The organism is Acidovorax sp. PRC11 (assembly GCF_031844105.1).
Taxonomy (GTDB): Bacteria; Pseudomonadota; Gammaproteobacteria; order Burkholderiales; family Burkholderiaceae_C; genus Paracidovorax.
The window spans coordinates 1-15,661 of sequence record NZ_JAUZUQ010000005.1 but is presented as its reverse complement, the minus strand read 5'-3'; the positions used below and the strand labels follow the sequence as shown (position 1 = coordinate 15,661).

The 15,661-nt window shown below is 69.5% G+C and carries 17 protein-coding genes and 1 other RNA gene; 6 read left to right on the top strand and 12 right to left on the bottom strand.

What is annotated here, in order from left to right:
* Position 1: 1 nt before the first annotated feature.
* Complete coding sequence (locus tag Q9R47_RS07090) at positions 2-703, bottom strand: DUF484 family protein (protein ID WP_311232504.1); 702 nt, start codon at positions 701-703, stop codon at positions 2-4.
* Positions 700-1,578: a diaminopimelate epimerase gene (gene dapF, locus Q9R47_RS07085; RefSeq protein WP_311232503.1), complete on the bottom strand. Its 879-nt coding sequence runs from the start codon at positions 1,576-1,578 to the stop codon at positions 700-702. Before dapF ends, Q9R47_RS07090 begins: the two co-directional genes overlap by 4 nt.
* Positions 1,579-1,691: 113 nt before the next feature.
* Between dapF and Q9R47_RS07080 the strand changes: the two genes are divergently transcribed.
* Positions 1,692-2,405, top strand: coding sequence for a glutathione S-transferase N-terminal domain-containing protein (locus Q9R47_RS07080; protein ID WP_311232502.1), 714 nt, complete (start codon positions 1,692-1,694; stop codon positions 2,403-2,405).
* A gap of 22 nt (positions 2,406-2,427) precedes the next feature.
* Here Q9R47_RS07080 and chrA read toward each other — a convergent pair whose 3' ends face one another.
* The 3 genes from chrA to Q9R47_RS07065 form a co-directional block, all read right to left on the bottom strand.
* Positions 2,428-3,786, bottom strand: coding sequence for a chromate efflux transporter (gene chrA, locus Q9R47_RS07075; protein ID WP_311232501.1), 1,359 nt, complete (start codon positions 3,784-3,786; stop codon positions 2,428-2,430).
* A gap of 115 nt (positions 3,787-3,901) precedes the next feature.
* The gene (locus Q9R47_RS07070; protein ID WP_311232500.1) at positions 3,902-4,924 is read right to left on the bottom strand and encodes a Bug family tripartite tricarboxylate transporter substrate binding protein; all 1,023 of its coding nucleotides are present in this window, start codon (positions 4,922-4,924) and stop codon (positions 3,902-3,904) included.
* Positions 4,925-4,996: 72 nt separating this feature from the next.
* Positions 4,997-5,578, bottom strand: coding sequence for a MarR family transcriptional regulator (locus tag Q9R47_RS07065; protein WP_311232499.1), 582 nt, complete (start codon positions 5,576-5,578; stop codon positions 4,997-4,999).
* 63 nt (positions 5,579-5,641) lie between these two features.
* On the opposite strand from Q9R47_RS07065, the gene Q9R47_RS07060 reads away from it, so the two are divergent.
* The 5 genes from Q9R47_RS07060 to Q9R47_RS07040 all read left to right on the top strand — a co-directional run bounded on the left by Q9R47_RS07060 (position 5,642) and on the right by Q9R47_RS07040 (position 12,299).
* Positions 5,642-6,967: a flavin-dependent oxidoreductase gene (locus tag Q9R47_RS07060; protein WP_311232498.1), complete on the top strand. Its 1,326-nt coding sequence runs from the start codon at positions 5,642-5,644 to the stop codon at positions 6,965-6,967.
* Between the two features lie 79 nt (positions 6,968-7,046).
* Positions 7,047-8,720: an MBL fold metallo-hydrolase gene (locus tag Q9R47_RS07055; protein ID WP_311232497.1), complete on the top strand. Its 1,674-nt coding sequence runs from the start codon at positions 7,047-7,049 to the stop codon at positions 8,718-8,720.
* Positions 8,713-9,513, top strand: coding sequence for an rRNA pseudouridine synthase (locus Q9R47_RS07050; RefSeq protein ID WP_311232496.1), 801 nt, complete (start codon positions 8,713-8,715; stop codon positions 9,511-9,513). The genes Q9R47_RS07055 and Q9R47_RS07050 overlap by 8 nt, the downstream gene beginning before the upstream one ends.
* A 178-nt stretch (positions 9,514-9,691) precedes the next feature.
* The gene (locus Q9R47_RS07045) at positions 9,692-10,933 is read left to right on the top strand and encodes a YjgN family protein (protein WP_311232495.1); all 1,242 of its coding nucleotides are present in this window, start codon (positions 9,692-9,694) and stop codon (positions 10,931-10,933) included.
* Positions 10,934-10,949: 16 nt separating this feature from the next.
* Positions 10,950-12,299, top strand: a complete 1,350-nt coding sequence (locus tag Q9R47_RS07040; RefSeq protein WP_311232494.1) for a M48 family metallopeptidase — start codon at positions 10,950-10,952, stop codon at positions 12,297-12,299.
* Positions 12,300-12,383: 84 nt separating this feature from the next.
* Here Q9R47_RS07040 and rnpB read toward each other — a convergent pair.
* From rnpB to Q9R47_RS07005, 7 genes are all read right to left on the bottom strand, one after another.
* An RNA gene (rnpB, locus tag Q9R47_RS07035) (RNase P RNA component class A) lies at positions 12,384-12,721 on the bottom strand.
* A gap of 9 nt (positions 12,722-12,730) precedes the next feature.
* Positions 12,731-13,132: a hypothetical protein gene (locus Q9R47_RS07030; protein WP_311232493.1), complete on the bottom strand. Its 402-nt coding sequence runs from the start codon at positions 13,130-13,132 to the stop codon at positions 12,731-12,733.
* A gap of 143 nt (positions 13,133-13,275) precedes the next feature.
* A complete protein-coding gene (locus Q9R47_RS07025) occupies positions 13,276-14,022 on the bottom strand; it encodes a hypothetical protein (protein ID WP_311232492.1) in 747 nt (248 codons plus the stop codon).
* On the bottom strand, positions 14,003-14,434 hold the full coding sequence (locus Q9R47_RS07020; RefSeq protein ID WP_311232491.1) for a hypothetical protein: 432 nt from the start codon (positions 14,432-14,434) through the stop codon (positions 14,003-14,005). The genes Q9R47_RS07025 and Q9R47_RS07020 overlap by 20 nt, the downstream gene beginning before the upstream one ends.
* A 46-nt stretch (positions 14,435-14,480) precedes the next feature.
* Positions 14,481-14,906, bottom strand: coding sequence for a hypothetical protein (locus Q9R47_RS07015; protein ID WP_311232490.1), 426 nt, complete (start codon positions 14,904-14,906; stop codon positions 14,481-14,483).
* A 1-nt stretch (position 14,907) separates the two neighbouring features.
* Positions 14,908-15,126, bottom strand: coding sequence for a hypothetical protein (locus Q9R47_RS07010; RefSeq protein WP_311232489.1), 219 nt, complete (start codon positions 15,124-15,126; stop codon positions 14,908-14,910).
* Positions 15,110-15,661: hypothetical protein (locus Q9R47_RS07005; RefSeq protein WP_311232488.1), on the bottom strand; the 552-nt coding region annotated here is incomplete at its 5' end. The genes Q9R47_RS07005 and Q9R47_RS07010, both read right to left, overlap by 17 nt.

The window sequence follows — 15,661 nt, the reverse complement described above, 5'->3', positions numbered from 1 at the left end:
TTCAGCGCAGGCGCGAGAGCGCGGAACTCGCCAGCTCGGCCATGCGCACCAGGAAATCGGTGCCCATCTCCGCCGCGAAGCGCTGCGGGTCGTGCGAGCCGAGCACCAGCAGGCCGAAGGCCGGCGCGTTGCCGTCCAGGGCGCCCTGGCGCAGCGGCAGCAGCGCGATCGACTGCGCCGCGGCCGGATCGGGCAGCCAGCCCGCGGGCTCGAAGCCGAGGTTCGGGCCGCAGAACGGCTGCGTGAGCGAGGTGGCGAAAGAGCGCGCGTCGGCGCTCGCACCCTGCGCGAAGGCCGCACCGGCGTGGGGGGCGGCGAGGTCCCAGAGCCGCAGCGCGGCCTGCGGCACGTCGAACAGCCGCCGGATGCCCTGCTCCACCACGCCCGGCAGCAGCGCAGGGTCGCCGGCCTGCGCCAGCTCGCGCGTCCACTGGTGGATCTTCTGCGCGATGGCGGTGTTCTCGTTGCTGTGGCGGACCATCTCCATGATGCGCTGCTCGTGGGCCTTGATCTTCTCGCGCAGCATCTCGGCCTGGCGCTCCTGCAGGCTCACGGCGCGCTGGCCGTGGGGGCTGGTGAGGACGACGCCGGTCAGCAGCTCGGCGTGGCGCTCGAAGAAACCCGGGTTGTTGGCGAGGAACTCGGCGATGTCCTCTTCGGTGATGGGAGGGACGGCCTGGGCGGGGGAATGCGGATGGGTCATGGTGCGTCGGGAATGTCGATCTGGCCTTCGAAGACGGTGGTGGCCGGGCCGGTCATGAACAGGGACTCGGCCGGGTCGCCGCTCCAGGCGATGGTGAGCAGGCCGCCGCGCGTGCGCACGTCCACGCGCGCATCCAGCAGGCCCAGGCGGATGCCGGCGGCCACGGCCGCGCAGGCGCCGGTGCCGCAGGCCAGGGTTTCGCCGGCGCCGCGCTCGTAGACGCGCAGGCGCACGCGGGCGCGGTCTTCGATCTGCAGGTAGCCGGCGTTCACGCGCTGCGGGAAGCGCGCGTGGCCCTCGATGAGCGGCCCGGTGCGCGCCACGGGGGCGGTGTCCACGTCGTCCACCAGCTGCACGGCGTGCGGGTTGCCCATGGACACGGTCGCGACCTGGACGGTCTCGCGTTCCTGGCCGGCGCCGAGCTCGAGCGGCCAGGTCTGCCCGGCGCCCTGCGCCGCCGGCTCCAGGCCCGAGGCATCGAAGGGCAGTGCCTCGGGCGCGAAGCGCGGGCGGCCCATGTCGACCGTGACGCGGCCGTCGTCGGTGAGGCGCGGCGCGATCACGCCGGCCAGCGTCTGCACGCGGATGGTGTCCTTGTCCGTCAGGCCCTTGTCGCGCACGTAGCGGGCGAAGCAGCGCGCGCCGTTGCCGCACTGCTCCACCTCGCCGCCGTCGGCGTTGTGGATGACGTATTCGAAATCGATGCCGTCGGCCGGCGAGGGCCGCACGGTGAGGATCTGGTCGGCGCCGACGCCGAAGTGGCGGTCGGCGATGAAGCGGTACTGGGCGGGCGTGAGGCCCAGGCGCCCCCGCGTTTCGTCGAGTACGACGAAGTCGTTGCCCGCGCCCTGCATTTTGGTGAAGCGGATCTGCATCCGCACGATTATCGTTGCGCCCGGCGGACCCGGCATGGCCCCGCGCCGGCAAGGGCCGGCGGGCCGCGCGATGATGGCGCCCCATCCGTCCCATCCGCACAAGAGGAGTTCCGATGACCGACGACGTGCTCGCCGCCTTCCCCATCACGCGCAAATGGCCCGCCCGCCATCCCGACCGCCTGCAGCTCTATTCGCTGCCCACGCCCAACGGCGTGAAGGTTTCGATCATGCTGGAGGAGACCGGCCTGCCCTACGAGCCGCACCTGGTGCGCTTCGACCAGGACGACCAGACCTCGCCGGAATTCCTCTCGCTCAATCCCAACAACAAGATCCCGGCCATCCTGGACCCGAACGGCCCGGGGGGCCAGCCGCTGGCGCTGTTCGAATCCGGTGCCATCCTGGTCTACCTGGCCGACAAGACGGGGCGCTTCCTGGCCCCGGCGGGTGCGCAGCGCTACGCGGCGCTGCAGTGGCTGATGTGGCAGATGGGCGGCGTCGGCCCCATGTTCGGCCAGCTCGGCTTCTTCCACAAGTTCGCCGGCAGGGACTACGAGGACAAGCGCCCGCGCGACCGCTACGTGGCCGAAAGCAAACGCCTGCTGGGCGTGCTGGACCGGCAGTTGGCGGACGGCCGCGCCTGGCTGGTGGGCGACGACTACTCCATCGCCGACATCGCGGTGTTCCCATGGGTGCGCAACCTGGTGGGCTTCTACGAGGCGGGCGAGCTGGTGGAGTTCGACCGGTTCACGCATGTGCGCCGGGTGCTGGACGCCTTCGTGGCGCGGCCCGCCGTGGCGCGCGGGCTGGAGATTCCCGCGCGGGCCTGAAGCGGGCCGCGCCCGCGGCCGCTCAGAGGCCGGCCACGAGCCCGGCGAGCCCCGCGGCGAGGATGACCGGGACCACGCCCACCCGCCAGCGCATCAGCGCCACCGCCGCCGCCAGCCCGATGAGCAGCGCGTGCACGTCCGGGCCGGCGTGCAGGCCCTGCGGCCAGAACACGTGCAGGGCGAAGAACACCGCCAGGTTCGCGATCACCCCCACCACCGCGGCCGCGATGCCCGCCATGGGTGCCGCGAGCCGGAGGTTGCCGCGCGTGGACTCGATGAACGGGCCGCCCAGCAGGATGAAGACGAAGGACGGCAGGAAGGTGAAGAACGTGACCACCGCCGCGGCCGTGGCGCCTGCGAGCGGCAGGGCCTCCGGCCCGAACAGCGCGCGCGCCCATCCGCCCACGAATGCGACGAACGACACCACCATGATGAGCGGCCCCGGCGTGGTCTCGCCCAGCGCCAGGCCGTCCATCATCTGCGCCGCGGTGATCCACTGGAAGTGCTCGACCGCGCCCTGGTGGACGTAGGGCAGCACCGCGTAGGCGCCGCCGAAGGTCATCAGCGCGGCCTTGGTGAAGAACCAGGCCATCCGGACCAGCACGGCATCGGCCCCGAACGCGGCCCCCAGGCCGCCGATGGCCAGCAGCCAGAGGCCGGCCCCCGCGAGCAGCACGCGGCCGGCCCGCCGCCAGGAAAAGCGCGCGTGGGCGGGCACGGGCGTGTCGTCGTCGATCAGCGCGCGGCCCTGCTCCCGCGCCTGCCCCGGCACCGGCGCGGCCGCGACCGCGGCACCGAACGCGGCCGGCCGCAGCCTGCCGCCGGCATGGCCCAGCAGCGCAGCGGACGCCACGATGGCGGGGAACGGCACGTCGAACGCGAAGAGCGCGACGAACGCGCCCACGGCGATGGCCCCCAGCCAGCCATTGCGCAGCGACCGCGATCCGATCCGCACGGCCGCCTGCGCCACGATGGCGGTCACGGCCGGCTTGATGCCATGGAAGAAGCCGGCCACCGCGGGGGCGTCGCCGTGCGCCATGTACAGCCAGGCCAGCGCCACCAGGATGAACAGCGAGGGCAGCACGAAGAGCACCCCCGCCAGGATGCCGCCCCAGGTGCGGTGCAGCAGCCAGCCGAGGTAGGTGGCGAGCTGCTGCGCCTCGGGCCCAGGCAGCAGCATGCAGTAGTTCAGCGCATGCAGGAAGCGCTTCTCGGAGATCCAGCGGCGGCGCTCCACCAGCTCGGCGTGCATGAGCGCGATCTGCCCGGCCGGGCCGCCGAAGCCGATCCAGCCGAGCTTCCACCAGAAGCGCAGGGCCTCGCGCAGGGACACGGCGGAAGGAGGGGCGCCGTCGGCGGCGGAAGATCGCGTGGAAGCCATGGGAGCGGATTCTCGCGGAGCCGGGCCGAGCTGGGCCAGGACATCCCGCCCCACCCGTGGTTCGCCGCGCTCCGGTGCGCGCGGACGGAGGGGGCGGCGGTGCGGGCGCGGGCGGTCACTCCTCCGACGAGAACCCCGAGGCCGCCACCACCGGCGCCCAGCGGTCGCGCTCCTGGGCGAGCTGGCGCGCGAATTCCTCGGGCGTGCCGGAGGCGGGCTCGAAGCCGAGCTTGGCGAACGCCTCGACCACGGCCGGCTCCTGCACCGCCTGCCGGGCCGCATCGGCCCAGCGCTCCACCACGGCGGCGGAGGCGCGCGCGGGCAGGTAGAGCCCATAGCTCTCCACGCCCTGGATGCCGTTGAACCCCTGCTCGGCGAAGGTCGGCACGTCCGGCAGGAAGCGCGAGCGGCGCACGTCGCTCACGGCCAGCACGCGCACGCGGCCCGTGGGAATGTGCGGCAGGCAGTCGCCCACGCTGAAGCAGCCCGAGGCGACCTGCCCGCCCATCAGGTCCTGCAGCCCCGGCGCCGCGCCGCGGTAGGGCACGTGCGTGAGCGCGATGCCCGCGGCGCGCGCGAACTGGTTGCCGATGAAGTGCGGCATCGCGCCCGCCGCCGGCGACGCGTAGCCTTCGGGCTCCGGGCGGCCCTTGCACCAGTCGGAGAACTGCCGCAGCGTCTTCACCGATTCGGGCACCTTGGGCCCCACCATGAAGCCGCAGGTGGAGAGCGCGACCGGCGCCACGGGCGTGAAATCCGTGGCGGGCTTGTACTGCAGGCGCTTGTAGACGTGCGGGTAGATCGTGAGCATGGACGACGGGCTCAGCACCAGCATCTGCCCGTCCGGCGGCGCGTCCTTCAGCGCCGTGAGCGCGATGCGCCCGCCCGCGCCCACGCGGGATTCGACCACGGTGGTCGCGCCGGTGCGGGCACGCCAGCTCTCGGCCAGGCGCCGCGCGACCACGTCGATCGAGCCGCCGGCGGGAAAGCCCACCACGACGCGCTGCACGCCCTGCTGCGCGGCAACGGGACCGGCCGCGCCGAAGCACAGCCCGGCCAGGGCGATGCCGGCCTCGCGCCGGCGGATGCCCGTCGGCAGGGAAGAAAGCGCGGTGTCCCGCGGGGGATGGAATGCCATGGTCGTCGTCTCCTTGTATGGTTCGGATCATGCCGCACTGCAGAGCCCGTGCCGGCGGGGGCGTGGGGATCGTCAGCCGCCGGGCGCGGCGCGCGCGAGGCGGTCGAGCAGCGGATGCAGCGCCGCGCCCTCCGGGCCGAGCGCGGCGACCAGCGCCGCATCGTGCGCACGCACGCGGGCGGACAGCGCCTGCAGCGCGTCCGCGCCCTCCGGCGTCGGGTGCAGCAGCCAGGAGCGGCGGTCCTGCGGATCGGCCTCGCGGCGCACCCAGCCCTGCGCGTGCAGCCAGTCCACCAGGCGCATGCCGCCGCTGCGGTGCAGGCCCATCGCCTCGGCGAGCAGGCCCTGGCGCAGGCCCGGGTTGCCCACGACCAGCACCAGGGCCGCGAAGCGCTGCGGGCTCACGTCGTCGCCCACCGCGCGCTGGAAATCCAGGTAGAGCGCGTTCTGCGCGCGGCGCAGCGCATAGCCCATGAGCGAGTCCAGCACGCCGTAGCGCAGCCCCGGCAGCGGCCGCAGCGAACCTTCCGGCGCATCGGCGGCGCGCGCGGGCGCACGGGCGGGCGTGGCGGCCTGCGCGGCACGCGCCGGGGCACCGGCAGCGGAACGCGCGCCGCGCCTCCGGGTTTCTGCGGATCGGGAAGGTTGTTGCATGGCGCAACAATAGGCGTGCGATTTGATCCGCGTCAAGCGGCATTACCCGGAGACAGCACCGCCATGAACCTTCCCTCCTCCCCTGCCGCAGCCTCTTCCGGGCCCGCCGCAGTCACTCCGCGCCCGCTGGACATCGTGATCGCCGGCGGCGGCATCGGTGGCCTGGCCGCCGCGCTCGCGCTCTCCGCCCAGGGGCACCGGGTGAAGGTCTGCGAGGCCGCGGCGCGGCTCCAGCCGCTGGGCGTGGGCATCAACCTGCTGCCGCATGCGGTGGACGTGCTGGACAGCCTCGGGCTGCTGCCCGCGCTCGACGCCATGGCCGTGCGCACCCGCGCCCTGGTGTTCGCCAACCGGCACGGCCAGCCGATCTTCGAAGACCTGCGCGGCACCGAGGCCGGCTACAGCCATCCGCAGTACAGCGTGCACCGCGGCGAGCTGCAGATGCTGCTGTGGAATACCTGCCTGCAGCGCCTGGGCGCAGACCGGGTGCGCGCCGGCCTGCGCATCACCGGCTGCACCGAGGAGGCGGACGGCCGCATGCTGGCGCAGGCCGACCTCGCGGCCGGAGGCACCGCCACGCTGCGCTGCGATCTGCTGATCGGGGCGGACGGCATCCATTCGGCGCTGCGGCGCCAGTTCCACCCCCATGAAGGCGCGCCGCGCTGGAACGGCATGATGATGTGGCGCGGCACCACCTGGGCCCGCCCGTTCATGGACGGCCGCACCATGGTGCAGGCCGGCCACCGCCGCGCGAAATTCGTCGTCTACCCCATCGCGCCGCCGCGCGGGGACGGCCTGCAGCTGATCAACTGGGTGGCCGACCGCCGGCTGCGCGAGGACGGCTTCGGCGGCGGCCTCACGGCGCCCGGACGCGAGGACTGGAGCCGCCCCGGCTCGGTGGACGATCTGCTGCCCACCTTCGGCACCTGGCGCTTCGGCTTCGTGGACGTGCCGGGCCTGATCGCGCAGGCCACGCAGATCCTCGAATGGCCCATGGTGGACCGCGACCCGCTGCCGCGCTGGCGCCAGGGCCGCGGCGTGACGCTGCTGGGCGACGCGGCCCACCCGATGTACCCGATCGGCTCGAACGGCGCGACCCAGGCGCTGCTGGACGCGCGCGCCATCGCCGACGCGCTGGCCGCCTGCCCGCACGACCTGCCCGCCGCGCTCGACGCCTACGAGGAAGGCCGCCGGCCGATGACCGCGCGCATCGTGGAACTCAACCGCGCGGAAGGCCTGGACGCGATCCTCGACATGGTGGAAGAACGTGCGCCGCAGGGCTTCGAGCGCATCGGCGACGTGCTCGATCCGGCGCTGCTCGCCGACTGGGTGCGCAGCTACAAGGCTGCCGCGGGCCACCGGCAGACGGCGCCGCAGCCGGCCGCCTGAACGCGCCCATGCCCCTGCGGCGCGGGGGCCTGCGGTCGGCCCTCTCGCGCGGCCGGCGGCCGCTGCCGATAATCCCCCGATGCCCCGCCTCTCCCAACAACTCCATCCCCACCGCGAGCCCGCCGCCCCGCGCGCTGCGGCCACCGTGCTGCTGCTGCGCGACGCGCCCGGCGGCGCCGGCCTCGAAGTGCTCATGACGCGGCGCTCGGCGCAGGCCAGCTTCGCGCCGGGCGCCTACGTGTTTCCCGGCGGCGCCATCGACGCGCAGGACGCAGAGCCCGCCACGCATGCCCAGGTCGACCACCGCCCCGCGCAGGCCGGCGAGCGCGTCACCCAGGCCGTCGCGGCCATCCGCGAGAGCTTCGAGGAACTGGGCGTGCTGCTCGCGCGGCATGCGGACGGCCGCTTCGCCGACGCCCGGGACATCGCCGCGCTCGACCGTGCCGCGCCCTTCGTTGCGCAATGCGCCGCGCGCGGCCTGCGGCTGGCGGCCGACGCGGTGTTCCTGCTCGCGCACTGGACGGCCGACCGCGACCTGCCCAAGCGTTTCGACGTGCCCTTCCTGGTCGCGCGCATGCCGCAGGGCCAGGAGCCCGTGGCCGACGAAACGGAGCAGTTCGAGCCCGTCTGGGTGCGGCCGCGGGATGCGCTGGACCGGCATGCGGCCGGGCAGTTCTTCATGATCTTCCCGACCATCCGCACGCTGGAGCGGCTGGCGGAGTTCGCCAGCGCCGACGCGGTGCTCGCGGCCGTGGCCCACGAGCAGCCGCTCTGGACCAGCTGCCCGCGCGCCGGCCTGCTCGCGGGCCGCGAGGCGCGCTACATGGAGCACGAGGCGCCGTACGGCGAACTCGCCCTGGTCTGCCCCCATGGACAGATCGTGCACCCGCTCGACTGGCAGCCCGAGCGCCCGGTGCCGCTGCTGCGCAACGTGCAGCGCCTGACCGCGGCCAACCCGGGCGCGATGACGGGGCCCGGCACCAACAGCTACCTGGTCGGCGACCCGTCCACCGGCTACATCGCGATCGACCCCGGCCCGGCCGACGAGGTGCACCTCGAACGCCTCTGGCATGCGGCCGGCGGCGACATCCGCGCCATCGTCTGCACGCATTCCCACGCCGACCACGCCCCGGGCGCCACCCCGCTGGCCGCCCGCGTGGCCGCCGCGGGCCGACCGCGCCCGCCCGTGCTGGGCCTGCCTTCGGCGCCGACGGCGCGCGCGGCCGCCCGCTTCACTCCCGACCGCGCCCTGGCCGACGGCGAACTGCTCACGCTCAGCGGCCAGCGGCTGGAAGGCGTCGTTGTGCATACCCTGGAGGTGGCCCACACTCCCGGACATGCCGCCAACCACCTGTGCCTGCTGCTGCGCGAGGACGGCCTGCTGTTCAGCGGCGACCACATCCTGAACGGCAGCACCACCGTGATCGACCCGCCGGACGGCAACATGGACGACTACCTCGCCTCGCTCGACCGGCTGGACGCGCTCTGCGAACGCCACCGCGTCGACTTCATCCTGCCGGCGCACGGCTATGCGATCGCCGGTGCGCGCGGGGCGATCGCCCGGCTGAAGGCGCACCGGCTCGCGCGCGAGGCCAAGGTGCTGGCCGCCATGCAGGCGCTGCCCGAGGGCAGCACCGAGGACTGGGTGCGCCATGCCTATGGCGACGTGCCCGAGCGGCTGTGGCCCGTGGCGCAGCGCTCCCTGCTCGCCCACGTCGATCGCCTGCGCACCCTGGAGGCCGGCCATGCATGATTCGTCCCACGACAGCGGCGCGGCGGACGCCGGCCACATCCGCCTCTCGAAGCGCGTCGCGGAGATGCGCGGCTGCTCCCGCCGCGAGGCCGAATGGCTCATCGAGGGCGGCTGGGTGCAGGTGGAAGGCCGGATGACCGAAGCGCCGGGCGCCCGCGTCCGCCCCGACCAGGACGTCACGGTCGCGCCGAACGCGAAGGCCGAGGAAGCGCCGCCCGTCACCATCCTGCTGCACAAGCCCGCCGGCTGGGAGGCCGGCATCGGCCACGGGCCCGCGGGCGATCCGCGCCAGGCGCGCGGAGACGGAGCCCCCGACGCCGTCGCGCTGCTGGAGCCGGGCCACCGGTACGTGGGCGACAGCCCGCCCGTGCGGGTGCTGCAGCGGCATTTCCGGCAGCAGGAGTGCTTCACGCCGCTGGCGTCCGCGGCCACCGGGCTCGTGGTCTACACGCAGGACCGGCGCATGGCGCGCCGCCTGGCCGAAGACATCGAACTGCTCGAACAGGAATGCCTCGCCACCGTCGAAGGACGCATCGCAGAAGGCGGCCTTGAACGCCTCTGCCGGGGGCTGGAGTTCAACGGCCGGCCCCTGCCGCCCGCCCGGGTGAGCTGGCAGAACGAGACACGGCTGCGCTTCGCGCTCAAGGGCATCCGCCCCGGCCAGATCCCCGCGATGTGCGAGGCCGTGGGCCTGCGGGTGGTGGGCCTGAAGCGCCTGCGCATCGGCAGCGTATCCCTCGCCAAGGTGCCAGAAGGCCAGTGGCGCTACCTGCTGCCCTGGGAACGCTTCTAAGAGCCGCTCACAGAACCCTTCTGGCGTCGTTGCCACATCTTGTCGTACTACTCGTACTGCCTGCGATGCGGCGCCTCGCCAGAACCGCTTCGCTGGTTTCTGTCAGCGGCTCTCAGCCTGCGCGCCGCGCGCCCGGCGCGCGCTACACTGCCCGCCTCTTCGAGGGGGAGCCCACACCATGGATATGCACGCCGAGCCCCGCGCGGGCCGCATGCCGTCATCGTTCTCGCCGCAGCACATCGAACCGCATCCGCTGGAATTCACCGGCAGCGGCGGCGAATACTTCCGCGTCTGGCTGGTCAACGTGCTGCTGGGCATCGTGACCCTGGGCTTCTACACCCCATGGGCGCGGCGCCGCACCGTGCAGTACTTCTACGGCCACACCCTGGTGGCCGGCAGCCCGCTCGAATTCACCGCGCAGCAGCGCCGCATGGTGTTCGGCTTCATCGTGCTGCTGGTGCTCACCGCCGCCTACCAGATCGCGGCCCGCACCGGCCAGGACACCACGGTGGCGCTCTTCATCATCGCGGGCGCGGCGCTCGCCCCGCTGATCTGGGGCAGCGCCATGCGCTTCCGCCTCGGCAACACGCGCTGGCGCGGCCTGCGCCTGCAGTTCAACGCCGGGTGGCGACAGGTCTATACCGCGAGCTGGCCGGTGTTCGCCATCGCTGCCCTGTGGCTGACCTTGTTCTACGGGCTGCATGCGCTCGCGCCGGAACCCGTGGCAGGCGCCTCCGGCCGCAAGCTGCCGCAGGTGACGGGTGCCATGTGGGGACTGCTCGCACTGACCCTGGTACTCACCGTGCTGTGCGCCATCCGGCTCGAATACAACTACCGCAGCATGCTGGTGCTGCAGTCGCGCCTGGGCACCGAACCCGGCCGCTGGAAGCCGGTCTACATGGACTTCGTGAAGGTCTGGCTCGCCACCCTGGGCGTATTCCTGCTCACCGTGGCGGTCATGGGCGCCACCGTGGGCGCCGCCTTCGGCGGCTCGCTGGCACTGCTGTCCGGCAAGACCCGGGGAATGGGACCGTGGCTGTTCCTGCTCATCCTCTTCGGCATCGTCTTCTTCACCTTCATGGCGCTGCTGGTCTCCGCGCCGGCGCGCGCCTACCGCGAGGCGCGGATGTTCCAGATCACCTGGAACCAGATCGGCGTGAGCCACATGGCCCGCTTCAAATGCCGCCTGCGGGCGCGCAGTTTCGTCGCGCTGCGCATCAAGAACCTGGTGCTCACGCTGCTCACCCTGGGCTTCTACCGCCCGTTCGCGCGCGTGAGCGAATACCGCATGAAGCTCGAATCCGTCACGCTGCACGTCAAGGGCGGCGTGGACCAGCTGGCGGGTCAACTCCAGCGGCAACAGCAGAACGGCGTGGGCGATGCGCTGGCCGATGCCGCCGGCCTGGACCTGATCGGCTGAACGGCCCCTGCCCGCCATGACCGCTGCCGCGCCGCCGCCAGACTCCGGGAGCGCTTCCGCCCAGGCCGCAGGCCCCGCAGCGCCGGCCTCCAGCGGGGCGCCGCAGCCCGTGCCCGCGCGCTGGTTCGACGGCCGCAGCAGCCAGGGCCGCGCCGTGCTCGCTGCCATCGCCCCCGGGCCGCGCGGCCCCGAACTCACGCTGCACCCCGTGGGTGCCGAGGGCGGCGCGACGGAATACTTCGCCCCCGATGCGGTGGACTGGCCCGAGGCCTGGAACCCGCGCCGCCCGCCGCCGCGCCTGGCGGTGGACCTGGGCGAACGCGGCAGCCTGGAGATCGCGGGCGACGGCATCGCGCGCTGGCATGCGGCGCTGCAGGCCGCCGGCCACCGCGCGGGCATCGCCCAGCGCATGCAGGCCCGCTGGGGCGTGCTGGCCGTGGTGCTGCTCGCCTCCGTGCTGCTGCTGGTGCTCTTCTACCGCTACGGCACGCCGTGGCTCGCCACCCAGCTCACGCGGGCCGTGCCCCTGGGCTGGGAAACCGCCCTGGCCCGCGAAACCCTGGAGCGCATGGACGGCGATCTGCTGAAGCCCTCCCGCCTCGCCCCGGAGCGCCAGCAGGCGCTGCGCGCCCGCTTCGACGCGCTCGCGCGGGACGTGCCGACGGCCCCGCAGCGCTATGCCGGCTACGCGCCCGTGCTGCGCCTGGAGTTCCGCCGCGGCCTGGGCGCCAATGCCTTCGCCCTGCCCGGCGGCACCGTCGTCGTCACCGACGGCCTCGCGGAAACCGCCTCCCGCCGGGGCCTGGGCGACGATGCCGTGGCCGGCGTGCTCGCCCACGAGATCGGCCACGTCGTGCACCGTCACACCACGCGCACCGTCGTCGAACAGGGCGTGCTCAACATCGGCCTGGGCCTGGCGCTGGGGGACGTGTCCAGCCTGCTGTCCACCGGCGGCGCCCTCGTCACCGGCCTGGCCTACAGCCGCGCGCATGAGCGCGAGGCCGACTGCTACGCCCTTGCGCTGATGGACCGCGCGCGCCTGCCCACCGCGCCCATGGCGGATCTTCTGCTGGCCATCGCGCAGGAGCAGCGGAAGGAGTCGAAAGAGAAAAAGAACGGTGCCGCCGACTCCGATACGGAGAAAAAAGCGCGGAAGGACGGCCCGGCAGGTGCCACCGGCGAGGCCGCCGACGTGGCCGCAGCACCCCCGCGCGACGCGGGCAGCAGTCCGGCCACGCGCCAGGAGCCCGCGCGCGAGGAGAGCGGCGACAGCGCCTGGATGGGCCTGCTCGCCACCCATCCGGGCACCGAGCAGCGCGCCGCCGAACTGCGCGCCGGCCATGCGCCGCATTGCGCACGGCCCTGAATGGACGGAAATGGAATGGGGGAAGTGGGTGCCGCCCGGCGCGCGGCGGCGCCTGCAGGGCACAGGCGCGCGGGGAAGCCAAAAGTGTGAAGCGCGCCGATAAGCCGGATTCTGTGCATGCGGTTGCCCGCATGTGACCGCCATTACTCTGGGCCGGGGGTCGCCCACCCGGCTCGATGCTACCTACCCGCCAGCTCCGCGGAACCACGTCAACGCTGGCCTACTTGGTATTGCTGCGCGTAGAGATTGCCCGTTTCACCCCGGCTGGTCTGCCTTGCGGCACTCCTTCCGGACTCGTCTCTGTTGCTCTGATCCTCACCTCGCGGTGGGCAGCCGTTAGCTGCTACGCCGTCCTGTGCAGTCCGGACGTTCCTCCAGTGCGGCCTTTCGGCACGTGCACCAGCGGCGGTCTGGCGCGCTTCACGGGGGGATTATCGCCGAGAGGAGGAGCAAGAGGACGAGCCCGATTCCACGCGGGCGAAATGGACGTCCACCAGTTCCTGGTCCGCCTCCATCCCCGCACCCATGCGGGCCAGCATCTGCATGAGCGCGGCCGAATACAACCACCCCGTGGTGCCGGCACCGCCCTCTTCCTCGCCGTAGATCAGTTTCAGCAGCAGGAAGGATGCGCCGTCGCAGTAATCGGACACGCGCGGCAGCCGGTCCGCCATCCAGCCCAGGTGGTCCAGGATGGCCTCTTCCTCCCTCTTCCAGGACTGCAGGAATTCCGGCGCGCCGAACGCCTGCTGCGCCCGATACTGTTGCCTGGATACCGCATAGTCCACCTTGGTGGATCGCCACAGCAGGAAGGCATCGCCCCCAGTGCCCGGCACACCGGAATCCATGGCCGGCCCAACCGGCGGCTTCCGGACGTGGGCAACGGCTCCCATGGGAATACCGGCATTTACCGCCGCAGACGAAAACTCCACGGCCTTGAAGCCTTCGCCGCCCGCCTGCAGCAGGAACCGCAGCAGATTCATGGCGCCGGCTGCCGGGGCGGATGCAGCAGCAGGTAGGCAGCCTGGAAGTACCCATCGACATCCACTGGCGCCTCGCGGCCAGTCGCTTCCCCGTGGAGAAACATCAGATCGACGAGGCGTTTGAGCTCCTCGAAGCAGGAGAAGGCGCGCACATGCACGCGCCCCAAGCCCTCGAGCGCCACCTCGCACGCCACGGACGGGGCGATCTTGCCGAGAAAGAAAAGCACGCTCGATTGCACTTCCCATCCATAACGGTCGAAGTTCCGGGCGATATGCCGCGCCAACGCCACGGCTTCCGCTCCGGGAACAAAACGGCCCTCGCAGGCCTGCTCGATCCATTCATCGAGCCCGCCTGGCATGGAGCCGTCCAGAAGCTCAGGCTCCATGATGGCCTGGAATTCCGCGATGCAGGAGCACGGCGCACCGTCATGCACTGGCCCGCCAGGGTGCTCATCTGGATCTGCAAGATGCTCGGCATCGGCTGCGAGAAGACGGCATCCGCCTTGTTGCCGGACCCACACCTCCAACCCGTCAGCCGGAAGTGCCGCGATGGCCCTAGCCCATTCCAGGTTCTCATCGGACGGGAACGCGCTGAGCCCTTCGGCGAAAGGGTAGAGGTTGTGAATGGCGAACAGCCGCTGTGAAACATGGCCGAACGCGAGTATGGCCATTTTGTCGGCCTCCGCGAGCTTGGCACGGGCGGCGGCAATGGCTTCGTTCGGGCTAGCGCTGGGCTTGGTCATGCAACACCCGTTTCAGGCTCGCACCGCCCAGCACGGCCGAAGCCATCGCCATGTTCTGGTTGTAATCAAGGGAAATGGTAGGAAGTTTGACTCCTTCCATCTGGGCCATGATGGAAAGAATTTGATGGATGCTCTCGCCACTCCACCTGAATTGCCGATAAGCAGTTGCCAAATCTTTCTCTGCAAGCCTGCAGGCAGCCTTCATATCTATCCTCAAAAACGCATTCAACAGATGTTTTTTCACAGAGGCATCAAGAGCAACATATTTCTCAAGCACGTAATCTATAAATTGCTCAGCCTCTTTCGATTTAAGGTAATTCCTTTCGAAATGCTCTAAAACCAGATCTATTTGAAAAAAATCTTTTTTTGTAGCTAGTTCGATCGCCGCATCATAATTTTCAAATATATTCATTCACACCTCAAATCATCAAACCACATTTAACTCTAAATTAAATAATTTAATTATATTTTTTAAGAAAATCACAAACATTTACCCCATTTATCAAGGCAAATGCAATTTTCATATTTCTATCAAAACCATCTTGAGTCAAAGTGATGGACAACCCTTTACACTTCACAATCACAGAAACGACCAAATAAAGATACTCCGAATCGATAGAAAATCTATCGATCGCTTCTGGCAACTCCTTTGTTGACAATTTATATCCAAATTCGGAATTCATCTGGAACAAAGTTAGAAGCACAGCTGCTTTCAAACCGTCGTCAACATCTTCATAACTCGCCACAATATAATCGACCACCTCATCGACCTCGGATCGTGAAATACTCCCAAGTCGAACTTTATCGACAAAATCAGCAACGGATGTCGCGTCTCCATCATTCATTTCCATAAAAATTTTCTTATAATATTCCAGTGCACCCATTTCATTCCTTCAGATTAATACCGCGGATGTTTTCAAGATCAAGTCGATAATATCGACCGTTGTACTCCATTTGCTGCGGCGAGCAAATCTGCTGCCTGGGCTCACCATTTGTTCCAAAGGGTGGATATTTTTTTATGCAAATACTCATAGAAATAATCACCCCCCTCAAATCAATCCCGGCGACAAACCAGCTTGGTCGATTTTCAAAAAAATACGTCATTCCGCCCCTTACCTGCCGTGTAGTCACACCAACTCCAGCTTGGCCTTCCATCGGATACCCCAACGTCTGAAAGGTGATTTCCCCAGATTCTCTTGGACTTACCTGAAGCTAGCCGCATTTTCGGCAACTCACAGCCGGGGCCCTTCTTTGAAGATGCGTTGGCGATAGTAGTCGCCATGGTTGCCGTTACCGCCACTACCGCTGGCCCAAGACCGAATCCTGCCGTGAGTGCTGTAACCAATATAGCAACAGCCAAAACCAGCAGGATAAAAAGAAACGCTTCAACAATTTGCGATTTATAACAATCGATCACTTCCGCCACTGTATTAACAGCGGAATAGATAGCCAAAACAGTTATTTCATAGATATTGGCCAGCAAAGGTGCTTCATATGTCGACGGTGGTGAGCCTACCCCGTAAACATTAAGTAGGCGCACGCCAGGCTCACTCGTCAGATGCTCGCGGTATCCTCCATTACTACCTCCTTCAATCGTATACCCCCCCGCCCCCGTCCCCTCCTCGATCACCGTAAACCT